Origin of the sequence: Mangrovicoccus sp. HB161399 (assembly GCF_013184745.1) — a bacterium.
Taxonomy (GTDB): Bacteria; Pseudomonadota; Alphaproteobacteria; order Rhodobacterales; family Rhodobacteraceae; genus Mangrovicoccus.
Window position 1 is genome coordinate 123749 of sequence record NZ_JAATVU010000004.1, and the last position, 21542, is coordinate 145290.

The following is a 21542-nucleotide window of genomic DNA, read 5'->3' on the forward strand; positions in this document are numbered from 1 at the left end:
TCTCCCGCCGGCGGCAAGGGTGCCGTCCTGGGCGGTGTCATGGTATATGCGGAAGGTCGGTTGCTGTATACTGGAATGGCGTTTCGGCATCGGTTTCAGCCAGTTCTGCCAATTCGGCGAGCAGAACCGGCAGCAGGGACGCCGGAGCCTCGATCTGCGGGAAATGCCCGCTGCCGTAGATCCGGCACGGGACCGCGGCGAGGCAGGGCAGCGGATCGGCGGCATGGGCCGCCTCGACCGCGGCGGAATTGACCAGCCTGAGCGGGCAGGCAAGGCCCGGCAGGCGCGCGGCGATTTCCCACGCGAAGAGCGCGTCGCGCAGGTCGAGCAGATCCGCCGGACGGGCCCGCAGGATGTCCCGCACGATCCCGGCGCGCCGGTCTGCAGGCGTGGCGGGCGCCGCGATGGCATCGACCATGCGGCGGGTCTCTCCGGCGAGGTCCGCGCCGAAGGCAGCGCGGCGGCGGGCGATCTCCGCCGCGGGCGTTCCGCCGTAGAACACCCGGTCGGCCAGCGTGTCGAGCCCGAGAAGCCCGCGGATCCGTCCGGGCGCAGCCAGGGCGGCCTCGACCATCACCGGCCCGCCCATGGAATGGCCGAGCAGCACCGCATCTTCGAGCCCGGCGGCACCGAGGAGCGTGGCCAAGCCCTGCCCCAGCGCAGCCATCGACACCGGCCCCGCGAGCGGATGGACCGGCCCGCCGGGCAAATCGGCGGCGAAGACCCGCCAGCGGGCAGACAGGCCCGGCAGCTGCGCCTGCCATTGCGCGGACGAGCCGCCCCAGCCATGGACCAGCACCAGCGGCGGGCCGGAGCCCCCCGCGTCCGACAGGGCGAAGCGCCCTGCCCGGCTGGCCAGCTGCCAGGTCACGCGGGCAGGCCCAGCTTGCCGCGCAGGGTGCCCGGCGCATAGGCCGTCTTGTAGAGACCGCGCTCCTGCAGGATCGGCACCACCAGGTCGATGAAGTCGGTGAAGCCTTCCATCAGCCAGCCCGGCATGATGTTGAACCCGTCGGCGGCGCCGGTCTCAAACCATTCCTGCAGCGTGTCCGCCACCTGTTCCGCCGAACCGCAGAGCACCCAGTGGCCGCGCGCGGCGGCGACCAGCGCGTAGAGGTCGCGCAGGGTCATGTTCTCGCGCTTGGCCTTCGACAGCATGGCGCGGGCGAAGGCGTGATAGGCGTCGTTCTCGCCCAGATCCGGGATCGGTCCGTCGAGATCGGCACCCGAGAGGTCGGTGTTGAACCGCTCCGACAGCATCCCCAGCGCGGTCTTGTCGTCGACGAAGCCCATCAGCCGCGCCAGCTTCTCGCGCGCCTCGGCCTCGGTCCGGCCGACGACCGGCATCACGCCGGGCAGAACGACAAGATCCTCCGGCTTGCGGCCGTTCTTCTCCAGCCGCGCCTTCAGCCCCTTGTAGAAGGCGGCGGACTCGGCGCGGTCCTGGGTCACGGTGAAGACGACATCCGCGTGCTTCGCCGCCAGCTCCTGTCCCGGTTCCGAACCGCCGGCCTGCAGGATCAGCGGCCGTCCCTGCGGGCTGCGCGGGATGTTGACCGGGCCCTTCACCTTGAAGAACGTGCCCTCGTGGTCGATCGGACGGATTTTCGCCGGGTCGAAATAGGCGCCGCTTTCGCGGTCCTTCGGCACGGCGTCCGGTTCCCAGGCATCCCAGAGCTTGCGCACCACCTCGATGAATTCCGCCGACATCTCGTAGCGCCGCGCATGGTCGGGATGGGTGGTGCCGAAATTCGCCGCCGCCTGCGGGTTCGAGGTGGTCACAGAGTTCCAGGCTGCGCGGCCGCCCGAGATGTGGTCGAGCGAGGCAAAGGCGCGCGCGAGGCTCCAGGGGTCGCCATAGGTGGTCGAGGCCGTGGCGCCGAGGCCGATATGGCTGGTCGACATCGCGATGGCCGAGAGCAGCGTCAGCGGCTCCAGCCGCGAGCAGTAGGAGGGATGCGCGGACGGGTCGGCATTGAGGTTGTCGCCCATGAAGATCAGGTCGAATAGCCCGCGCTCCGCCTCGCGGCAGATCGCTTGCACTTGAGACAGATCCGCGAAGTCGTCGCAGGCCCCCTCCATCCGCCAGCCCGAGATATGGCTGCCGGTGGCCATCAGGAAGAGGCCGAGGCGCATCTCGCGGCTCATGCCCGGTACCCCGCATCGACGCGGTCTAGATCGCGCATCAGGGCCGGCCATTCGCGCTCGCCCGGGATCAGGATGTCGCCCTTGAGCTCCCAGAACTGGCGCGCGGCCTTCTCGCAGACGTCATGCTCCGGGATCACCAGCGCGATGCCCGAGGCGCAGGCGGCCTGCATCTGCAGCTGTATCTTCGCGGCGCGCTCGAAATAGTAGAGCAGCATGAAGGCCTCGCCCGGCGTGCGCCCGACGGTCAGGATGCCGTGGTTGCGCATCAGCATCACCGGGTGGTCGCCCAGATGGGCGATGATGCGCTGCTGCTCGGCCTCGTCGATGGCCACGCCCTCGTATTCGTGGAACCCCTGCCGGTTGTAGAACCGCATCGCGAATTGCGTCAGCGGCAGCAGCCCGTCCGGCTGGCCAGAGACGGCGGTCGAGGCGTCCGAATGGGTGTGCAGCACGCAATGGGCATCGCCGCGCGCCTTGTGCACGGCGGCATGGATGACGAAGGCGGCGACGTTCACCGTGTAGGGCGTGTCCTCGATGACATTGCCGCTGGTGTCGATCTTGACCAGCGAGGAGGCGGTGATCTCGCTGAAGAGATGGCCGTAGGGATTGATCAGGAACTGGTCCGTGGTCCCCGGCACGCGCATCGAGATGTGGTTGTAGATCAGGTCGTCCAGCCCCAGCTTCGCCACCATGCGGTAGGCGGCGGCGAGGCCGATCCGTGCGTCCCATTCCTCGTCGGAATAGCGGTCGGGCTTGGGATAGTCGGTCATTTCAGGTCCCTTTTGAGGTCTTGCGGGAATGTCTCAGCCCTTGATGCCGCTCATCGCCATGCCCTGCGTGAAGTATTTCTGCAGCAGGAGGAACAGCAGGATCAGGGGAAGCGTGGCGACGGTGGCGCCGGCGAAGGTCTCGCCCCAGTTGGGCAGCTGCGTGGGCGACCCCTGCTGGGCGATGGCGACCTGGATCACCTGCGCATCCGGGCTCTGCGCGATGACGAGCGGCCAGAGGAAGCTGTTCCAGGAGAAGAGAAAGGTGACGAGCCCGAGCGTCAGCAGCGGCACCTTGACGTTGGGCAGGATCACCGAGACGAAGATGCGCAGATGCCCGGCCCCGTCGATGCGGGCGGCGTCCTCGAGGTCGCGCGGCAGCTCCTCGAAGGCCTGCTTCAAGAGGAACAGCCCGAAGGGCGAGGCGATCCAGGGGATCATGATGCCGGTCAGCGTGTTCGACAGGCCCAGGCCGGAAACCACCTGGTAGAGCGGCACCAGCAGCGCCTCCACCGGCAGCAGGAAGGTCAGCAGGATCAGCACGAAGACCGCCTGCGACCCGCGGAACTTGATGCGGGTCAGCGCATAGGCCGCCATCGAGCACAGCAGCAGCGTCAGCGCCACCTGCCCCGCCGCCACGATCGCGGTGTTCAGCAGCGCGTGCAGGATGTTGGTGCGGGCGAAGAGCGATCGGTAGTTTTCCGCCACCGGGTCCAGCGGCAGGAAGGTCCGCCAGCTGATCGGCGTCACGTCGGAGAAGATGCCGAGCTGCGGCTTGAAGCTGTTCGACACGATCCACAGGAAGGGCGCGAAGAAGCAGACGAGGATCAGCGCCAGCACGGCGGCCAGAAGGAGGGGCTTGCGGAAACGGGCCATCAGTAGTTCCACCTTGCGCGCAGGAGCCACATCTGCAGGAGCGAAATGCCCAGCACGATGACCAGCAGCAGCACCGACAGCGCCGAGGCATAGCCCGCGTTCTGCATGACGAAGGCGGTCTTGTAGATGTGGTAGACGATCAGGTTGGTGCTGTCGCGCGGTCCCCCGTCGGTCATCAGGAAGGCGGGCGCGAAGGCCTGCAGCGAGAAGACCGTCATGATCACCACGACGAAAAGCGTGGTCCGCGAGAGCAGCGGAATGGTGATGTTCCACAGCACCTGCGCCTTGGTCGCGCCGTCGATGCGGGCGGCCTCGGCCAGCTCCTTCGGCACGCCCTGAAGCCCGCCGAGGAACAGGATCGCGGCAAAGCCCACCTGCTGCCAGGCGGTCATGATCGCGATCATGACGAGCGCCTGGTCCGGCGACGTGAGGAAGGGCTGGCGCGGCAGGCCCATGGCGGTGACAACGCCGTTGATCAGCCCGTTCGACGGGTCGAGCAGGAAGTTCCACATGGTCGCGACGACCACGGCAGAGGTGACGACGGGCAGCATGATGATGGTGCGCACGATGCCGCGCGCGGGCAGCTTGCTGTCGAGGAACAGCGCCAGCGCGAAGCCCAGCGGAATGACGATCGCCACGACGCCGAGAGCGAAGAGGAAGGTCGCGGCCAGGCTCTCGCGGGCATCGTCGAAATAGAGCATGTCCGAGAAGTTCAGGAGCCCGACGAATTTCGCGGCATCCGGGTTCAGCAGCGAATAGTCCATGAAGGCGTTCTTCGCCATCATCGCCAGCGGGACGTACTGGAACAGCAGGAGCAGGAACAGGAAGGGCGCGAGGAAGACATAGGCCACGCGCGCGTCCCGCTTCTGCCGCGGCGTGCGGCGTGCCCTCGCGGCGGCAACTGTACCTTGGGCGTCGATCGCAGTCATGGAAACTCCGGGAAAGGGGCCGGGCCGCCCGCAGGAGGCCCGGCAAGGGGGATCAGGTCAGCGGCGCATCGCGCGGGCGACCTCGCGCTCGGCATCGGCCATTGCTTCCTCGGGATCGCCGCCGAAGGCGACAGAGCGGATGGCATCGGTGACGATGCGGTCATACTGGGAGAAATACGGGCTCGGCGGGCGCGGCTGGCCCCACTGCTCCAGCTGGTCGGTGAAGACCTTCATCGGGTAGTCCTGGTAGGCCGGGAAGCGCGGGAAGAGCGACTTCAGCGTCGGCAGGTTGCCGCGCTGGCTGACATTCATGTAGGCGTACTCGCCCCATTCCATGTCCACCGCGAACTGCGCAGCGATCTCGGGATGCTTCGAGCGCGCGGTGACGCCGATGGTGGTCGAGCCGGTATGCACCACGGGCGTCTTGAAATACGGGATCGGCGTGATGCCCCAGTCGATCACCGGATCCTTCAGGAGCGCGTTCCCGGCGGCGGGCGTGTCGATGTAGAAGCACGCCTTGCCGTCGAAGAAGGCGTTGGGGATCCCGGCCTTCGGCGCGACGCCCTCCTCGTTGAAGAGGCTGCGGTAGAAGGTCAGCGCCTCGATCGCCTCGGGCGTGTCGAGATAGCCCTCGACCGTCGAGCCGTCCGGCGCCATCGCCCAGAAGGTCTTCCAGGCAGAGCTCTCGGGATCGGCCTCCGGGTCGCCGTTCGAGCGCTGGTAGATGAGGTCCTGGTAGACCAGGCCCGGCTGGCCGTTGCCGAAGCGGGTCGGTCCCAGTCCCCAGACCTCCGGTGCGCCCGGCTCGCCCTGCTGGCAGGCCTTGAACGCCTCCAGCGCCTCCGGCCAGGTCCAGGCTGCGTCCAGCGTCTGCGGCGGTTCGATCCCGGCGGCATCGGTCAGCGCCTTGTTGTAGTACATCGCGACCGTGGTCTGCTCGATGCCCGGGGAATAGACCTCGCCCTCGTAGCTGTGCTCGGCCTTGGTGGCGGGCAGGATGTCATCGTCCCAGCCTTCCGGCAGGTATTTCGTCAACGGCAGCAGGATGCCGGCTTTGGCATAGGACTGGGTGTTCGGCCCGTCATAGACCAGGATGTCGGGCGGGTCGTCCGACGCCGCCTGGACCGAGATGGTGTCTCCGAGCTGGGCGAAGGGCACCTCGTTGATCTCGAAGGAGACGCAGGGATGCTCCTTCTGCCAGGCTTCCATCGGCGCCGGATAGGGATAGTTGCCGGGGGTGCGCAGGATGCGCAGCGTCACCGGCTTGCCGTTGCAGGCGGCGTCCTGTGCAAGCGCGGGCAGGGCGGCAAGCGCGCTGCCCCCGAGCAGGGTGGCGAACAGCACTCGTTTCATCGTCAAATCCTTCCTGTCGGGGTCTTCTTCTTGGCGTTCAGACGGCGCGGCCCGAATCCGCGTCGAAAAGCGAAAGCCGCGCCGGATCGGCCGAAAGATGGACCGGCTGCCCGGCCCGCGGCGCGCGGGCGGGCTCCATCAGCGCGGCGCAGTCCTGACCGGCATGGGAGAAATGCACCAGCGAGGTCGCGCCCAGATGCTCGACCATCGTCGCCGTGGCATGGAAGGCGGCGTCCTCCGGCGCGGCCGCGGCGAAGGCCTCGGGGCGGATGCCGGCATCGAGGCGGCGCCCCTCGGGAAGCGGACGGCCGGGCGGCAGCGGGAGAACCGCGCCGCCGCCGAGATCCAGCGCCCCGTTCCGCACCGTGGCGGCCAGGAAATTCATCTGCGGCGAGCCGAGGAAGCCCGCCACGAAGCGCGTCGCGGGGCGGTCATACAGTTCCTGCGGGCTGCCCTGCTGCTCGATCCTGCCGTCCTTCAGCACAACCACCCGGTCGGCCAGCGTCATCGCCTCGACCTGGTCATGGGTGACATAGATCGTCGTCGCCGACAGCCGGTCGTGGATGCGCCGGATCTCGGCGCGCATCTGGCCGCGCAGCTGGGCGTCGAGGTTGCTGAGCGGCTCGTCGAACAGAAACACCTCCGGCTCGCGCACGATGGCGCGGCCCATGGCGACGCGCTGGCGCTGCCCGCCCGAAAGCGCCTTCGGGTGGCGGTCGAGATGGCCGGACAGTCCCAGCGTTTCGGCCGCGCCCTCGACCCGCCGCCGGATCTCGGCGCGCGGCAGCCTGGCCAGGCGCAGCCCGAAGCTCATGTTCTGTGCCACCGTCATGTGCGGGTAGAGCGCGTAGTTCTGGAACACCATGGCAATGCCGCGCTCGCGCGGTTCCAGCCCGTCTACGCGGCGGCCGCCGATGCGGATCTCGCCCGCCGTCGGCTCCTCCAGCCCGGCGATCATCCGCAGCGTCGTCGACTTTCCGCAGCCCGATGGTCCGACCAGCACGAGGAACTCGCCGTCCTGCACGTCGAGATCGAGACCGGCAATCGTGTTGGCGCCGGCCCCTTCATAGGTCTTGCCGATGCCTGCAAGGCTCACCTGGGCCATGGGGCTCCTTTCCTTCCGCGGCATTCGCGGATGCGGCTGCCGGGGCATCCTTGCCGCCGGGATCGACTCGAAAGCACATCGAATTGACGCATCCGTAAATATCTATTCTGCATGCACAGTGGAATTTTATGTACGCCATTTTCCAATTGACTAGTTTTACGGCAAAATACCTGCACACCATATGTGTGTTTGCCGGTTTTCCCGGCAGCCGCATGCAGGCTTCGGGTTGAGTGCCAAATTTCGCTGCATTTCGTGCGGTCCGGTGAAATCATCGGTTTACAGGATGCAGGCTGTGTGTATGCACAAAACAACTTATTGCATCCAAGTGGAGACGTCGATGAAACTGGACCTGACCGGCAAGACCGCCCTGATCACGGGAGCCTCCAAGGGCATCGGGCACAGCTGCGCCAAGACCCTGGCGGCAGAGGGCTGCAACCTGCATCTCGCCGCCCGCAACGGCGAGGCCCTGGCGGCGCTGAAGGCAGAGATCGAGGCCGAGCACGACGTCACCGTCACCATCCACCCGGCCGATCTGGGCTCTGCCGAGGCGATGATCGCGCTCGATGCCGCGGCCGGCGACTACGACATCCTGATCAACAACGCGGGCGACATCCCAGCGGGCCCGCTGGACGAGGTCACCGACGAGGCGATCCGCACCGGATTCGAGCTGAAGGTCTTCGGCTACATCACCCTGTCGCGGCTGTTCTTCGCCAAGCGCAAGGGCAAGCCGGACAGCGTCATCGTCAACGTGATCGGCAATTCCGGCGAGAACTGGGACGCCTCCTATTTCGCGGGCTCGACCGGCAATGCCTCGCTGATGTCCTTCACCAAGGCGATCGGCGGCCGCTCGCTCGATGACGGCATCCGCGTCGTCGGCGTGAACCCGGGCCCGGTCGATACCGACCGCATGCTGAAAATCATGAAGCGCAAGGCGATCGACATGCTGGGCGACGAGAGCCGCTGGGAAGAGCTCTACGCCAAGTACCCGGGCAAGCGCCCCGCCACCGCCGAAGAGGTCGCCGATCTCTGCGCCTTCCTGGCCTCGCCGAAAGCGGGCTACATCACCGGCACCGTGGTCACCATCGACGGCGGCATCTCTGCCCGCGGATCGGTGATCTGATGGCCGACCTCTCCGTCCGCAACCGGTATTTCGACGACCTGTTCAACACGCCGGATCTGGCGTGGATGGGACAGAACACCAATCACATCCCGGCCCATCCCGATGTGACGGCGGCGATGACCGCTTCCATCGAGGCCGGAGAGTTCAACGCCTATGCCCCGCCGCTGGGCTTCGAGGAACTGCGCGCCGCCGTCGTCGCGGATGTCGGCGTCCCTGGACTGGAGGCACTGGTGACAGAGGGCGGCGTCAACGCGCTGTCCCTGATCTGCCGCGCGCGGGCGAAGCCGGGCACGACGCTGGTCACCACCGACCCGACCTGGAAATGGCCCTGCCAGTTCGCCGAGCAGCAGGGCGCCGAGGTGGTGCAGACGCCGATCTACGGGCCCGAGACCGGCTACAAGCTGACCCCGGAGCTCCTGCGCGCCCATATCGACGGGCGCTGCGCCATCCTCTATCTGGTCGACCCCAACAACCCGCTGGGCGTGACCTACACGGCCGAGGAAATCGCCGAATTCGCCGCCATCGCGAAGGAATTCGGCGCGCTGCTGGTGCATGACTGCACGTATCGCGATTTCGCCGAGGGGCATACGCCGGCGGTCTCCGTGGATGCAGACAACGCCGTCTGCACGCTCTCCTTCTCCAAGTGGCTGGGGCTTGCCGGCATGCGCATCGGCGCGCTCGTGGGCAATTCGGCGCTGATCGCCGAACTGGCCGCGGTCTCGACCTCGGTGCTGGGCGGCAATGTCGTGGCACAGCGCGGCGCCATTGCCGGGCTGAAGGTCAAGGCCGAGTGGATGGACACCGTCCGCCGCATCGACCTGGCCAACAAGGAGAAGGTCAAGGCCGCGGCCGAAGCCATCGGCATGTCCGTCCCGGTCTGGCCGTCGCACGGCAACTTCATCATCATCGAGACCGCGGGCGTGCGCCCCGAGGCGATCGTCGAGGCCGCGCGGCTGGACGGGGTGATGATCCGCCAGGGCGCGTATCATACCGCCGCCTTCGGCGACCGCTTCATCAAGGTATCGACCACGGTCCCCGAAGCCTGGGCCGACAAGCTTGCCGCCAATTTCGCAGCCTATGTCGAGACGGCCAAGGGCCTGACCGACGTGCCTGCATTGTTCTGAGGAGACGCCGGATGTACGCAACCGCGAAGGACGGCACCAAGATCTACTACGAGACGGCGGGCGAAACCGGCACGCCGATCCTGTTCATCCACGAATTCGGCGGCAACTACGACGCGTGGGAGCCGCAGATGAGCCATTTCGCGCGCCGCCACCGCTGCATCACCTATGCCGCGCGCGGCTATGCGCCCTCGGACATCCCCGCCGACATGGAGATGTATTCCCAGGCGATCGCCGTCGATGACGCCATCGCGGTGCTGGACGATCTGGGCATCGAGAAGGCACATATCGTCGGGCTGTCGATGGGCGGCTTTGCCACCGTGCATTTCGGGCTGAGCTATCCCGAACGCGCGCTATCCCTGACCGTCGCCGGCGCCGGCTATGGCTGCGAGAAGGAGACCGAGGAGTATTTCCGCGGCGTCTCTCTGACCGTGGCCGAGAAGTTCGAGACGGACCCGGTCGGCTTCGCCGAGGTCTACGGACGCGGCGCAAGCCGGGTGCAGTTCGAGAACAAGGACCCGCGCGGGCATCTGGACTTCGTCGCCCGCCTCGCGCGCCACGACAAGGTCGGCGCGGCGAACACGATGCGCGGCGTGCAGGCGCGGCGCCCGTCCTTCTGGGATCTGGAGGACAAGCTCAAGATCTGCACCCTGCCGACGCTGGTCATGGTCGGCGACGAGGACGATCACTGCCTGCAGCCGGGTATCTACCTGAAGAAGACCATGCCCGCCTCGGGCCTCCTGATCCTGCCGAAGACCGGCCACACGCTGAACCTGGAAGAGCCGGTCCTGTTCAACCTGCATCTCGCCGAGTTCATCGCCCAGGCCGAAGCGGGCGCCTGGGGGCTGCGCGATCCGCGCGCCAACCCCGCCCAGGTCATGCGGACAGACTGAGCCATGGATGACCTCCCCCGGATCGACGGCGGCAGGCTCTGGTCGCGGCTGATGGAGATGGCCGCGATTGGCGCCCTGCCCGATGGCAAGGGCGTCAACCGCCAGGCGCTCTCGGCCGAGGACCGTGCCGCCATGCGCAAGCTGATCGGCTGGGGGCAGGCCATCGGGCTGTCGCCCGCTTTCGACACCGCCGGGAACCTGTTCCTGGAGATGGAGGGCGCCGCACCGGGCGCGCCAGTGCTGATCGGCTCGCATCTCGACAGCCAGCCGACCGGCGGGCGCTTTGACGGGGTCTTCGGCGTTCTGGCGGCCTTCGAGGCACTGGAAACGCTGCATGACGCGAGCATCGTCCCGCCGCGCCCGGTCACGCTGGTCGCCTGGATGAACGAGGAAGGCAGCCGCTTTGCCCCCGGCATGATGGGCTCCGAGGTCTTCGCCGGGACCCGCAGCCTCGCCGATATCCGCGCCGCTGCGGATGCCGCTGGCGTCACCGCGGGCGCGGAGCTGGACCTGCTGGCCGCGAGCTTCCCGGATGTGCCGGTCCGCGATCCGGGCTTCCCGCTCCATGCCTATGTCGAGCCCCATATCGAACAGGCCGACCTGCTGGAGACCACCGGCATGGTGATCGGCGCGGTCTCGGGCATCCAGGGCAAGAAGACCTACGAAGTCACCGTCACCGGCCGCGAGGCCCATGCCGGCACCGAACCGATGGCACGCCGCCAGGATGCGGTGCAGGCCTTCGCGCGGATCGCGGTCGCCATGCAGGCGGCGGCGCTGGCGGCGGGACCCGATATCCGCTTCACCATCGGCCGGGTGGAGGTGCTGCCCAACGCGCCCTCGGTCGTGCCTGCGGAGGTCCGGTTCCGCATCGACCTGCGCCATCCCGAAAATGCCGTCCTCGACGCCACGGGCCTGGCGCTGGAAGCTGCTGCGCGGGACGGGGCCGCGCCCTGCCGGGTTGCCGTCCGCGGCATGGTCGACGCCCCCGCCAATGATTTCTCGCCCGCGCTTCGCGCCGCCATCCGCGACAGCGCCGCGTCGCACGGCATCCCGGCGGTCGACCTGCTTTCCGCCGCCGGGCATGACGCGCGCCACATGGCGCCGCTCTGCCCCTCGGCGATGATCTTCATCCCCTGCCGCGGCGGGCTGAGCCACCATCCCGACGAATGGGCCGAGCCTGCCCATGTCGCAGCCGGCGCCCAGGTCCTGCTGGACGTCTGCCTCCGCGCCGCCTCTTCCGATCAAGGAGATCTGACATGACGATCAACGACATGGCCGAAATGCCGGTCCAGCATCCGCGCGCGCCCAAGACCGGGGCCGAGGCGCGGGGCCGCTATTTCAACTCCGGCAACGCCTTCAACATCAAGCTGCCCCCGGTGCCGCCGCGCATCCTGCGCGACGAGCCCGCGCAGGCGCTGGCGAAGACCGGGACCGGCTGGGTGCTCTGCGACCTTTCCGCCGAGCTCGGCTGCCGCTTCCCCGCCACCACGCCGCTGATGCTGGCGCGCTACGCCACCGTGCTGGCGGGCGACGGCCTCGACGTGACGCTGACCTGCACCGCCTCGGTCTGGTACGTGATAGAAGGCACCGCCAGGATCATCGTCGGCGACGAGACGGCGGAGCTCGGCAAGGGCGACGTCTTCCTGCTGCCCGGCGGGGTGGAGAGCCGCATCGAAGCGTCGGAAACCGCCGTGTTCTGGGCGGTGGGCAATGATCCGCAGCTTGCCTTCGAGAAGGCCGCGCCGATCACCGGCGAGGAGGCTGCGACCGGCTTCGTGCATTACCCCGCGGACGAGATCACCCATCAGCTCGACGTGGTCTATGGCCGCGACGCGAATGACAGCACTTCGGGCCATGCGCTGATCTTCTCGGCCGAGCCGACCGAGGCCAGCCGCAACATCGCGCCGACGCTGACGCTGTCGCTGAACACGCTGAAACCGCACAGCTTCCAGCCGCCGCACAAGCACAACTCGGCGGCATTGACCCTCGCGGTAGCCGGCGATCCGGCCTATTCGATGGTCGGGGACCTGAAATGCGACTGGTCGCCCTGGGCGACGCTGCTGACCCCGCCGGCCGAGAAGCACAGCCACCACAATGACGGCGACACCCGGGCCGAGTTCCTGATCGTGCAGGATGGCGGGCTCTACTACCACGCGCGCACCATGGGGTTCGAGTTCTACTGATGCGGCTGATCATCGACACCGACACGGCAGGCGACGACTGCTTCTCGCTGCTCCTGGCGATGAAGAGCCCGGGCGTGACGCTGGAGGCCGTGACGATCTGCAACGGCAATGTCGATTTCGACCAGCAGGCCGAGAACGCGCTGGCCACGATCGAGGCGGCGGGGATGTCGGGCGCGGTCCCGGTCTATCTGGGCGCGCGCAAGCCGCTGCTGGCAGACTGGGAGCCCGCGCAGATGCATGGCGCGGACGGCATGAGCGGCGCGGGGTTTCCCCCCGCCCGCCAGCGCCCGGAGACGCAGCACGCGGTCGATGCGCTGATCGAGAGGATCATGGCGGCCCCCGGCGAGATCGAGATGATCGCCCAGGCGCCGCTGACCAACCTCGCGCTTGCCGTTACCAAGGAGCCGCGCATCGCCAAGGCGCTTAAGCACCTCTGGATCATGGGCGGCACCGACAATTCGGTCGGCAATGTCACGCCCTGCGCCGAATTCAATTTCTACATCGACCCCGAGGCGGCCGCGATCGTCTTCCGCGCGGGGTTCGACATCACCCTGTCCACCTGGACGTTGACGCTGAAGAGCGCGGTCTTCGACGGCGAACAGCTCGCCCGGCTCGACGCGCTCGGCACGCCGCTGTCTGAATTCCACGCCAAGGTGTCGAAGACCCCGCGCACGGTGGCGAAGGAACGCTACGGCCGCGTGATCTGCACCTATCCCGACACGCTGACCTGCGCCTGCGCGATCAACCCGGACCTGATCACCGCCGCCCGCGGCGCCGTGGTGCGGATCGAGACCGGCGGCACCATCGCCCGCGGCTTCTCGGCGGTGCATCCCGCCAAGCTGGGCGCGCGCTGGCCCGACTACGCCGAGAACGCCCGCGTGATCGAGACCGCGGACAATGCCGCGTTCTTCTCGATGGTGGAGGCCGCCCTCTCATGATGACCCGACCCCAGACCGATTTCACCGCCGCGGAGGCAGCCATGACCGACACCGCAGAGCCGATCCTCGACCTGCGCACCCTGTCCAAGACCTTCGGCGAGGTGCAGGCGCTCAACGGCGTCGACCTGAAGGTGCAGCCGGGCGAATTCGTCACCGTCGTCGGCCCCTCGGGCTGCGGCAAGTCCACGCTCTTCAACATCGTCTCGGGGCTGGAAGAACCCGACAGCGGCTCGGTCCTGCGCTTCGAAGGCCGGTCGGTCATGGCGCGCGACCTCCTCGGCAAGGTCTCCTTCATGCCGCAGCGCGACCTGCTGCTCGCGTGGCGCAACGTCATCGACAACGCCATTCTGCCCTTGGAGATCGAGGGCGCCAACCGCGCCGAGGCCCGACGCGAAGCCGAGCGGATGCTGCCGGAATTCGGGCTTGCGGGCTTCGCGAAACAGTACCCCCACGAGCTGTCGGGCGGCATGCGCCAGCGCGTGGCGCTGATGCGCACCTTCATGTTCAAGCGGGACCTGATGCTTCTGGACGAGCCCTTCGGCGCGCTCGACGCGCTGACGCGCTCGATGATGCAGCGATGGCTGCTCGATGTCTGGCAGAAGCACCGACGCACCGTCCTCTTCATCACCCATGACGTCGACGAGGCGATCTTCCTCGGCGACCGCGTGCTGGTGATGACCGCGCGCCCCGGCGCGATCAAGCTGGAGCGCAAGGTCGACCTGCCGCGGCCGCGCGGCGCCGATCTCGTCACCTCCCCCGAATTCATCGCTCTCAAGCGCGACCTGCTCGATGCGATCGAGGAAGAGAGCATGAAGACCTTCGGCCCGAACCCGCATTAGGGCCGCACCGGAGCCCGGGCGAACCGGGCCCTTTCCAACAGCACGGAGACTCCCATGAAAAGACGTTCCTTCCTCTCCACCCTCGGCGCCGTCGCCTCTGCCGCCGTCATCGGCGCGCCCGCCATGGCGCAGGACCTGACCGAGGTCTCGCTGCGGCTCAAATGGCTGCCGCAGGCGCAGTTCGTCGGCTTCTACATGGCGAAGGCCAAGGGCTACTATGCCGACGAGGGCCTCGACCTGACGATCAACCCGGGCGGCCCGAACCTGCTGACCGAGAACCTCGTCGCCACCGGATCGGACACGTTCGGCCTGTCGGGCGGCACCGACTCCGTCTTCGCGGCGATCGAGAAGGGCCTGCCGATCACCTGCATCGGCATCGCCCACCAGGAAACGCCCTTCGTCTTCGTCTCCAAGGCCGACGGCCCGGTGCAGGAGCTGGCGGATTTCCAGGACGCCTCGATCACGACCTGGTTCACAGGCGCAAACTACGTGCTCTACGCGATGCTGGCGGCGAACGGGCTGGACCGTTCGACAATGAACATCCAGCCGCAGCAGGTTTCGGTCACGCCCTTCGTCGACGGCCAGATCGACGTCGTCACCGCGACGCGCTACAACGAGTACTACACGCTGATGCAGCGCGTCGGCGAGGAGAACCTCAAGCGCTTCGTCCCCGAGGATTACGGCGTCTCCTTCCCGCGCGACACGCTGATCGTCGGCAATGACTGGGCCGCCGAGCATCCCGAGCTGGTGCAGGGCTTCGTGCGTGCCTCGGTCAAGGGCTGGCTCGACACCTTCGCCGACAAGGGCGCCGCAATCGACCTGATCCTGAAGGAGGCCCCGACCCTCGACCGCGCCCACCAGGAATTCATGCTCGACGAGATCGAGAAGATCATGATGGCCGGCGCCGCGGCGACCGACGGGCTCTTCACCATCGACATGGACGCGGTCGGCAAGGCCCACCAGATCATGGTCGACTACGAGGTGCTGGAAGGTCCGATCGACCTCGGCAAGGCCTTCGACAGCCAGTATGTCGACGCCATCCCGGTGGCGGAGCGCCTGCCGAAATGACGGCAGTCCCGGCACCTGCGGGGTCCTTCCCCGCTGCACGGCGCTTCGGCGCCGTGCTCCCCCTGCTCCGCGGCGTGCTGGCGCTGGCGGCGGTGCTGGCCGCGGTCGAGCTGATCGTCATCGCGCTCGGCATCCGCCCCTATGTCCTGCCGCGCCCCTCGGCCGTGTTCGAGGCCATCCTGCGCACCCCCGCGGCCTATCGCGACGCGATCATCCGCACCGGGCTGGAAACGCTCTACGGCTTCGCGGCCGGGGCGCTGTTCGGCATCGGCATCGGCATCGCCTTCTCGCGGCTGCGTTTCCTGCGCGAGACCGTCTTCCCGATCTTCATCGTGTCCCAGACCATCCCGGTGATCGCCTTCGGCGCGCTGGTCGTCATGTGGTTCGGCAACACGATCCTGGCGAAATCCGTGATCGTCTTCTACCTGACCTTCTTTCCGGTGACCGTGAACACGCTGCTGGGCATGCGTGCCGTCGACCAGAAGCAGGTACAGCTGCTGAAGAGCTTCGGCGCCTCCGAGGGCGAGATCCTGCGCAAGCTGCGCTTCCCGACCGCGCTGCCGCATATCTTCGTCGCGCTGCGCATCGCCTCCGCGCTCGGCCTGGCCGGCGCGGTCGTCGGCGAGTGGTTCGGCGACACGACCGGGCTGGGCGTCCTGCTGCTGCAGGGCATGTATGCCGAGAACATGGTCGCGATCTGGGCCAGCGTCTTCTGTTCCGCGCTTCTCGGCGTGGCGCTCTTCTCCGCCATCGGCTTCGCCGAGCGGCGCATCGTGTTCTGGGGAGGCAGCGACGCATGAGCACCGATCCCATGGCTCCGTCCCGCCACGCGCTGGCGCGCGGCATCTTCGGCGGCGTGGCGCTGTTCCTGGTCTGGGAATTCGTCGCCCGCGGCTTCGACCTGCCGAGCTACATCCTTCCGGCCGTCTCCGAGATCGTCGCCCGCATCTGGACCGCCCGCGCCGCCTTGGGCAATGCCGCGGCCTACACGCTGGGCGAGTCCGTCGCGGGCTACCTGCTGGGCGGCGCGATCGGCGTCGGCCTGGCGCTCTGCGTGACGCTGGTCCCGCCGCTGCGCAAGGTGATCGTGCCCGCGGCGACCGCGGTGAACTCGGTCCCGGTCGTGGCCTTCTCGCCGCTGATCCTGCTGTGGTTCGGCATGGGCATGACCTCGAAGATCGTCATGGTCGCCGTGGCGGTCAGCTTCACCATGTTCGTCTCGGCGCTGGCGGGCTTCGACCGCGTCGACGAGCGCAGCGTCAACCTGATGCGCAGCTTCGGCGCCAGCCGCGCCGCCATCCTGTGGAAGCTGCGCCTGCCGACCGCGCTGCCCCTGATCCTGTCGGGGATGCGGCTGTCCACCGTGCGCAGCCTGATCGTCGCCATCGTGACCGAGATGCTCGGCGCCTATGGCGGGCTCGGCTGGGTGATCTACCAGGCCGTGGTCGTCATCGACTTCGTGCAGGTCTGGGCCGCGATCTTCATCGCCTCGCTGGCCAGCCTCGCCTTCTTCGGCGTCGTCTCGTGGCTGGAGCGGCGGCTGGTCTTCTGGCGCTGAGACGCCCGCACCGGGGTGTGGCCGGCGACAGGCCGCACCCGCCGCTGACCTGACGCGCTTGCAGCCGCGCGCCCGGGCAGCCATCATGGCCCAGGGAATTCCGCGGCAGGAGGGTCCGGCAGCTTGGCAGACACGGCAGGACAGCCCCCCGGGGCAGCGGCCCCGCTTCCCGGGCTCGCGGCGCGGCTGGGCGCGAACGGGCGCCAGCTCGACTACCTGGTCAATCCCGATCCCGCCCGCGGCATCGCCTATGTCGAGACGCCGAAAGTCGCCTGCACCGCCGTCAAGGACTTCATGCAGTCCCGCGCCGCCGGGCGCCCGCCCTCCTCCGGGCTGGCCCGCGTGCATGACCGCGACGCCTCGCCCCTGCCGCGGCTCAGTGCGCTGCCGGTGCCCCAGCGCCGGGCCATCCTGTTCGGGCCGGTCCGCCGCTTCTCCTTCACGCGCAACCCCTTCACGAGGGTCCTGTCGGGCTATCTCGACAAGCTGGTCGCCAGCAGCTGGGAACGCAGCCGCCACCTGCCCCGGCTCGGCCTGCCGCCGGACGCCATGCCCGATTTCCCCGCCTTCCTGCGCGCGCTTGCCTCGCGGCCGGAAAGCGCGCGCGACATCCATTTCGCCGATCAGAGCCGGCTGCTGATGCTCGGCGACGTCGCCTACGACTTCCTCGGCGCCTTCGAGACCTTCGGCGGGGATTTCGCCGAGGCGAAGCGGCGCTATTACGGAGGGGCGGAGGAGGCTGCCGAGGCCGGGCCGGGCCGCCACCATGCCACCGGCGCGGGCGGCAAGCTGGCCGGGCACTATGGACCGGCGGAAATCGCCCTGGTCCGCAAACTCTATGCCCGCGATTTCGAGCTGCTCGGCTATTCGACGGAATTGGAGGAGGCAGGGCTGCCGCCCGTCCGGACGGAGCCGCCGCAGCGTTCGGTCCGCCTTGCGGCCCGCAGGCTGGGCCTGCCGGATCCCGCCGGCGCGCCCGCCGCCTTCCGCGCCGCGCTGGATGCCGCGGAGGCCGGCGGCCGCCTCCCGCCGGAACGCGCCGCCAACCTGCGCCGCCGTGCCGGGGAGGAGTGTCCCCTCGGCCCGGGGGTCAGTCCCGCGGAAACTCCACGAAGCCGTTGACGTCGAGATTGCGGATCGCTCCGTCCTGCGCATGGACCGATGCCGAGAGCGCCGCATTCTGGTCGATCCACCACAGGTCGGGCGACCCCGGAACGCTGAACTGCATCTCGAGGAACAGCCGCATGTGCGTGGCGAAGGCCAGGCCTTCCGGACCATAGGGCAGATAGAGGCTGTTCACCGTGATCCGCTGCCACGGATAGCAGTAGCGCGGGGAGATGCGCAGCCCGATCCGGTCGCGCGGCTGCCCGGTCCGGGCGAAGAACGCGGCGGCGCTTTCCCGGAAGAGGATGTCGATGTCGAAGACGAAGACCGGCCTGCGGCGGGTCCGCATCAGCTCGGGCGCGATCAGGTAGCGCAGGCTGGCGTAATAGGCCCGCTCCTCCGGCAGCCCGCCGAGCAGCCGCAGCTCGATGCCGCCGAGTTCCGCTGCAAGCGCCTGCAGGCGCTCGGCCAGGTCCGGGTCCGGATTGGCGACGGCCAGCACGATATCCGCCTCGCCTGCCGCGCGGCAGCTGCGCAGCGCGGCCTCGCCATGCTCCGCCGCATAGACCCTGTCCGCCGCCATCAGCACCACCGGCGCCTCGCCTGCCTGCGGCGGCAGGGCCGGCGCGGCGCGTGCCATCCGGTCGAGCCCCGCGCAGGTTCCGCGCTCGACCCGGGTGGACAGGCCGCGGTTCCACGGCCCGAACCAGGCCGGGTCCCAGGCCGGAAGCTGCGGAACAAGCGCCCAGTACCGGTCCCAGTCGCCGCGCCAGAGCGCCTGCGCCGCCAGGTAGGCCAGGCCCGGCGTCATGCCGAAGCGGCCCAGCCCCGGCCGCGCGAAGAACGCGTCGCAGCCCGCGTCCCGGCCGTCTCCCTTCATCTGGCAGTAGGCCGCGGCGTCGAAGGCGCGGTGCGCCTCCCGGCCGGTCCCGGCGCGCGCGATGGCGGCGAAGTCCATGCGGCCCTTGTTCATCCTCTTCGCGCCGATATGCTGCCAGGCCTCGCGGAAGGTCGGCGAATCCGGGCTGCGCGCCTGTCGCGGCCCGCCGAAGGCCAGCCGGTAGCCCCGGCCCGCGGGCACCGGCAGCCGCAGGCGCCTGGCGTGGAAGGCGGCAAATCGCCGATCGGCGGGATAGCCGAGCAGCCGGAAATCCGCGGCATGCAGGCTGCGGACGCGCCTTGCCGCGTCCCGCGGGATGGCGGGAGGTCCGGGCAGCGCCTCCGGAGCCGCGACATCCGCGGCGCCGAACAGCTCCGCCAGCAGCGCCGGGAGGTCGGTGCCGAGCGCCTCGGCATGGATCACGTGGTCGAAGGCGACGGCGCCGCCGCCCAGAAGCTCCGCCTGACCGGGCGGCGGCGCCTCCGCCAGCAGCTCCAGCAGGCCGGTCCCCGCGGCTTCCGCCATCGCGGCGAGCCGCGCGTACGGGTTGCGAACGGCCGCCACCCGCAGCAGGCCCGGCTCCGCAAGCGCCGGATGGTCGGCGGGCAGCAGGCGTCCCTCGTCCCCGGCGGCTTCGCGGAAGGCGGCGGACAGCAGCTCCGGCACCACGCCCGGCAGCAGCCACAGCGCGACGCGCTTTCCCTTCGCCCCGAGAAGGAGGCAGTCTGCTGCCATGATGTCCGCCATGCCGAATTCCATCCTGCCGGTCCCCTGTCCCTGCCGGGAGATGCCGCGACCCTAACCCGGATGGGCATGCGGCAGGCTGCGGCAAATCTTCGGCCGCCGGGCAGCGCGTCAGAACGCCGTTTCGCGCCAGAAGACCGGCGTCAGCAGCACCAGCGCGGTCAGCATCTCCAGCCGTCCGAGCAGCATGCCGAAGACCAGCACAAGCTTCTCGGGATCGGTCAGCGCCTCGAAATTCCCGGCTGGGCCGATCACAGTGCCGACCCCCGGCCCGACATTGGCCAGCGCGGTCAGCGCGCCGCTGGCCGCCGTCGCCATGTCCAGCCCCAGCAGCGACAGCACGAGCGACAGCACCGCGAAGGTCGCGAAGTAGAACAGGAAGAACGAGCTGACGCCGTTCAGCACGTCCTCCTCGACGCGGCGCCCCTCGTAGCGGACGGTGACGATGCGGCTCGGCGACTGGATCGTCTTGATCTGCGCCACCACCGCGCGCGCTGCCAGCAGCCAGCGCATCGCCTTGGCCCCGCCGGCGGTCGAGCCGGTGCAGCCGCCGACTGCCGTCAGCACGAAGAAGGCCGCCGCCGCGAACGGACCCCAGGTCGTGTAGTCGGTGCTGGCATAGCCGGTGGTCGTCACCACCGAGACCACGTTGAAGGCCACAAGCCGCAGCGCATCGGAGGCGGGCATGCCGCTGGAGACGGTGAGCCAGGCGGTGAGGCCGAAGATGGTGACCGACAGGGTCCAGACCATCGCCTCGATCTGCTCGCTGCGGTAGATGCCCCGGTAGTACACCCGGATGTACCAGGCGAAGGGCAGCGCGCCGAGGAACATGAAGAAGGTGCAGGCCCATTGCAGGAACGGGCTGGAGAAATGGCCGAAGGAGGCGTCGTAGCCGGAATAGCCGCCGGTGGAGAGCGTCGTCATCGCATGGGTCACGGCGTCGAAGACATTCATGCCGCCCGCGACATAGACCACCGCGCAGAGCGCGATCAGCCCCAGATAGACCGTGAGCGTCGCCGCGGCGAAGCCGGCCGCGTTGCGCAGCTCCTTCTCGCCCTTGTCCGAACTCTCGGTGCGGAACAGCTGCATGCCGCCGACGCGCAGGATGGGCAGCAGCGCCATGCCGGTCACGATGAACCCGACCCCGCCCACCGCCTGCAGCGTGGCGCGCCAGAAGATCACGCCCCGCGGCGTGCCGTCGAGGCCGCTCATCACCGTGGCGCCGGTGGTCGTGATGCCCGACATCGCCTCGAAGAGCGCATCGGTGCCGGGCAGCGACCACATCCCCAAGGGCACCGCCCCGGCCAGCGCGGCCGTCATCCAGACCGAGGTGGTCAGCAGGAAGATATGCGGACGCCGCAGCCCCTCGGGCGAGGAGGCGCTGGCGAGGCTGACCAGCGCGCCCACGGTTCCGGTCACGATCGCGGCAAGGCCGAAGCTGGCCGCGGTGGCATGGAAGAACAGGGCGTCGACCGCCATCAGCGCGGCGAAGAACTGCAGCACCAGCCCGTTCACGAAGATCACAAAGCGCATATCGAGCTGCCACCCTCCGGACCGGCGCGCCTGCCCGGGCCGAAATCCGCTGCCTGCCGCGTCAGTGCAGGGAGCGGAGGAACCGGAACACGCGGCCGATCTTATTGCAGCCCCGGCGGACGGACAATCCTCCTGCCGCCGCCCGGGACCTCCTCCGGCCGGGACCGGTTCCGCGGGCCTGCCGCCTGCCCGCCGCGGCAGCGGCAGCTGGCGACATTTCGGGCACCGGGAGAACCTGTCGAAAAAGCCGCAGTTTGTCGGCCTGTCGCGCTTGGCAGGAGAGGGATTCTGTGCCGAAAATGGGGACCAGCGCCCTGTGCGACAGCAGAACCGCTTGCTGCCGGTCCGCACGTGGTATACGGATGTACACAATAGGCAGGCCG

20 protein-coding genes are annotated in these 21542 nt (G+C 68.7%); 11 read left to right on the forward strand and 9 right to left on the reverse strand.

Annotated features, from left to right (window positions below):
• Nucleotides 1-37: 37 nt before the first annotated feature.
• Genes HCC78_RS03680 through HCC78_RS03710 form a run of 7 tightly spaced genes read right to left on the reverse strand, consistent with a single transcriptional unit; the run spans nt 38 to nt 7178 of the window.
• Nucleotides 38-871: an alpha/beta fold hydrolase gene (locus HCC78_RS03680; RefSeq protein WP_172327382.1), complete on the reverse strand. Its 834-nt coding sequence runs from the start codon at nt 869-871 to the stop codon at nt 38-40.
• The gene (locus tag HCC78_RS03685; RefSeq protein WP_172327383.1) at nt 868-2148 is read right to left on the reverse strand and encodes an LLM class flavin-dependent oxidoreductase; all 1281 of its coding nucleotides are present in this window, start codon (nt 2146-2148) and stop codon (nt 868-870) included. Before HCC78_RS03685 ends, HCC78_RS03680 begins: the two co-directional genes overlap by 4 nt.
• Nucleotides 2145-2918, reverse strand: a complete 774-nt coding sequence (locus HCC78_RS03690; protein ID WP_172327384.1) for a class II aldolase/adducin family protein — start codon at nt 2916-2918, stop codon at nt 2145-2147. The genes HCC78_RS03685 and HCC78_RS03690 overlap by 4 nt, the downstream gene beginning before the upstream one ends.
• 33 nt (nt 2919-2951) lie before the next feature.
• Nucleotides 2952-3791, reverse strand: coding sequence for a carbohydrate ABC transporter permease (locus tag HCC78_RS03695; RefSeq protein ID WP_172327385.1), 840 nt, complete (start codon nt 3789-3791; stop codon nt 2952-2954).
• Nucleotides 3791-4720 (reverse strand): carbohydrate ABC transporter permease, encoded by a 930-nt coding sequence (locus HCC78_RS03700; RefSeq protein ID WP_172327386.1) that lies wholly within the window; start codon nt 4718-4720, stop codon nt 3791-3793. The genes HCC78_RS03695 and HCC78_RS03700 overlap by 1 nt, the downstream gene beginning before the upstream one ends.
• A 57-nt stretch (nt 4721-4777) precedes the next feature.
• Nucleotides 4778-6073 carry an extracellular solute-binding protein gene (locus tag HCC78_RS03705; protein WP_172327387.1) on the reverse strand — a complete coding sequence of 432 codons (1296 nt, stop codon included), beginning with the start codon at nt 6071-6073 and terminating at the stop codon, nt 4778-4780.
• Nucleotides 6074-6110: 37 nt separating this feature from the next.
• Nucleotides 6111-7178, reverse strand: coding sequence for an ABC transporter ATP-binding protein (locus HCC78_RS03710; RefSeq protein ID WP_172327388.1), 1068 nt, complete (start codon nt 7176-7178; stop codon nt 6111-6113).
• Between the two features lie 337 nt (nt 7179-7515).
• Between HCC78_RS03710 and HCC78_RS03715 the strand changes: the two genes are divergently transcribed.
• From HCC78_RS03715 to HCC78_RS03765, 11 genes are all read left to right on the forward strand, one after another.
• Entirely contained in the window at nt 7516-8298 is a 783-nt protein-coding gene (locus HCC78_RS03715; protein WP_172327389.1) for an SDR family oxidoreductase, read from the forward strand.
• Nucleotides 8298-9422 carry a pyridoxal phosphate-dependent aminotransferase gene (locus HCC78_RS03720; protein WP_172327390.1) on the forward strand — a complete coding sequence of 375 codons (1125 nt, stop codon included), beginning with the start codon at nt 8298-8300 and terminating at the stop codon, nt 9420-9422. Before HCC78_RS03715 ends, HCC78_RS03720 begins: the two co-directional genes overlap by 1 nt.
• Nucleotides 9423-9433: 11 nt before the next feature.
• Nucleotides 9434-10312 (forward strand): alpha/beta fold hydrolase, encoded by an 879-nt coding sequence (locus HCC78_RS03725; RefSeq protein WP_172327391.1) that lies wholly within the window; start codon nt 9434-9436, stop codon nt 10310-10312.
• A 3-nt stretch (nt 10313-10315) separates the two neighbouring features.
• Nucleotides 10316-11572, forward strand: a complete 1257-nt coding sequence (locus tag HCC78_RS03730; protein WP_172327392.1) for a hydantoinase/carbamoylase family amidase — start codon at nt 10316-10318, stop codon at nt 11570-11572.
• Nucleotides 11569-12495 (forward strand): AraC family ligand binding domain-containing protein, encoded by a 927-nt coding sequence (locus HCC78_RS03735; RefSeq protein WP_172327393.1) that lies wholly within the window; start codon nt 11569-11571, stop codon nt 12493-12495. Before HCC78_RS03730 ends, HCC78_RS03735 begins: the two co-directional genes overlap by 4 nt.
• Complete coding sequence (locus HCC78_RS03740) at nt 12495-13433, forward strand: nucleoside hydrolase (protein ID WP_172327394.1); 939 nt, start codon at nt 12495-12497, stop codon at nt 13431-13433. Before HCC78_RS03735 ends, HCC78_RS03740 begins: the two co-directional genes overlap by 1 nt.
• A gap of 41 nt (nt 13434-13474) precedes the next feature.
• Nucleotides 13475-14272, forward strand: a complete 798-nt coding sequence (locus tag HCC78_RS03745) for an ABC transporter ATP-binding protein (protein ID WP_172327395.1) — start codon at nt 13475-13477, stop codon at nt 14270-14272.
• Between the two features lie 54 nt (nt 14273-14326).
• A complete protein-coding gene (locus tag HCC78_RS03750) occupies nt 14327-15340 on the forward strand; it encodes an ABC transporter substrate-binding protein (RefSeq protein WP_172327396.1) in 1014 nt (337 codons plus the stop codon).
• A 53-nt stretch (nt 15341-15393) separates the two neighbouring features.
• The gene (locus tag HCC78_RS03755) at nt 15394-16140 is read left to right on the forward strand and encodes an ABC transporter permease (protein WP_216671011.1); all 747 of its coding nucleotides are present in this window, start codon (nt 15394-15396) and stop codon (nt 16138-16140) included.
• A complete protein-coding gene (locus HCC78_RS03760) occupies nt 16137-16898 on the forward strand; it encodes an ABC transporter permease (RefSeq protein ID WP_172327398.1) in 762 nt (253 codons plus the stop codon). Before HCC78_RS03755 ends, HCC78_RS03760 begins: the two co-directional genes overlap by 4 nt.
• A gap of 123 nt (nt 16899-17021) precedes the next feature.
• Nucleotides 17022-18020 (forward strand): sulfotransferase family 2 domain-containing protein, encoded by a 999-nt coding sequence (locus tag HCC78_RS03765; RefSeq protein WP_172327399.1) that lies wholly within the window; start codon nt 17022-17024, stop codon nt 18018-18020.
• Here HCC78_RS03765 and HCC78_RS03770 read toward each other — a convergent pair.
• Together HCC78_RS03770 and HCC78_RS03775 are read right to left on the reverse strand one after the other, a co-directional pair.
• Nucleotides 17989-19629, reverse strand: coding sequence for a hypothetical protein (locus HCC78_RS03770; protein ID WP_172327400.1), 1641 nt, complete (start codon nt 19627-19629; stop codon nt 17989-17991). The two genes, HCC78_RS03765 and HCC78_RS03770, sit on opposite strands and share 32 nt — an antisense overlap.
• Before the next feature lie 108 nt (nt 19630-19737).
• Nucleotides 19738-21159 carry a TrkH family potassium uptake protein gene (locus HCC78_RS03775; RefSeq protein ID WP_172327401.1) on the reverse strand — a complete coding sequence of 474 codons (1422 nt, stop codon included), beginning with the start codon at nt 21157-21159 and terminating at the stop codon, nt 19738-19740.
• Nucleotides 21160-21542: the final 383 nt, after the last annotated feature.

Bases quoted from the DNA above. Each gene is read 5' to 3' on its own strand.
- HCC78_RS03685 (WP_172327383.1), bottom strand. From the start codon at position 2,148: ATGAGCCGCGAGATGCGCCTCGGCCTCTTCCTGATGGCCACCGGCAGC.
- HCC78_RS03690 (WP_172327384.1), bottom strand. From the start codon at position 2,918: ATGACCGACTATCCCAAGCCCGACCGCTATTCCGACGAGGAATGGGAC.
- HCC78_RS03695 (WP_172327385.1), bottom strand. From the start codon at position 3,791: ATGGCCCGTTTCCGCAAGCCCCTCCTTCTGGCCGCCGTGCTGGCGCTG.
- HCC78_RS03700 (WP_172327386.1), bottom strand. From the start codon at position 4,720: ATGACTGCGATCGACGCCCAAGGTACAGTTGCCGCCGCGAGGGCACGC.
- HCC78_RS03705 (WP_172327387.1), bottom strand. From the start codon at position 6,073: ATGAAACGAGTGCTGTTCGCCACCCTGCTCGGGGGCAGCGCGCTTGCC.
- HCC78_RS03710 (WP_172327388.1), bottom strand. From the start codon at position 7,178: ATGGCCCAGGTGAGCCTTGCAGGCATCGGCAAGACCTATGAAGGGGCC.
- HCC78_RS03715 (WP_172327389.1), top strand. From the start codon at position 7,516: ATGAAACTGGACCTGACCGGCAAGACCGCCCTGATCACGGGAGCCTCC.
- HCC78_RS03720 (WP_172327390.1), top strand. From the start codon at position 8,298: ATGGCCGACCTCTCCGTCCGCAACCGGTATTTCGACGACCTGTTCAAC.
- HCC78_RS03725 (WP_172327391.1), top strand. From the start codon at position 9,434: ATGTACGCAACCGCGAAGGACGGCACCAAGATCTACTACGAGACGGCG.
- HCC78_RS03730 (WP_172327392.1), top strand. From the start codon at position 10,316: ATGGATGACCTCCCCCGGATCGACGGCGGCAGGCTCTGGTCGCGGCTG.
- HCC78_RS03735 (WP_172327393.1), top strand. From the start codon at position 11,569: ATGACGATCAACGACATGGCCGAAATGCCGGTCCAGCATCCGCGCGCG.
- HCC78_RS03740 (WP_172327394.1), top strand. From the start codon at position 12,495: ATGCGGCTGATCATCGACACCGACACGGCAGGCGACGACTGCTTCTCG.
- HCC78_RS03745 (WP_172327395.1), top strand. From the start codon at position 13,475: ATGACCGACACCGCAGAGCCGATCCTCGACCTGCGCACCCTGTCCAAG.
- HCC78_RS03750 (WP_172327396.1), top strand. From the start codon at position 14,327: ATGAAAAGACGTTCCTTCCTCTCCACCCTCGGCGCCGTCGCCTCTGCC.
- HCC78_RS03760 (WP_172327398.1), top strand. From the start codon at position 16,137: ATGAGCACCGATCCCATGGCTCCGTCCCGCCACGCGCTGGCGCGCGGC.
- HCC78_RS03770 (WP_172327400.1), bottom strand. From the start codon at position 19,629: ATGGCGGACATCATGGCAGCAGACTGCCTCCTTCTCGGGGCGAAGGGA.
- HCC78_RS03775 (WP_172327401.1), bottom strand. From the start codon at position 21,159: ATGCGCTTTGTGATCTTCGTGAACGGGCTGGTGCTGCAGTTCTTCGCC.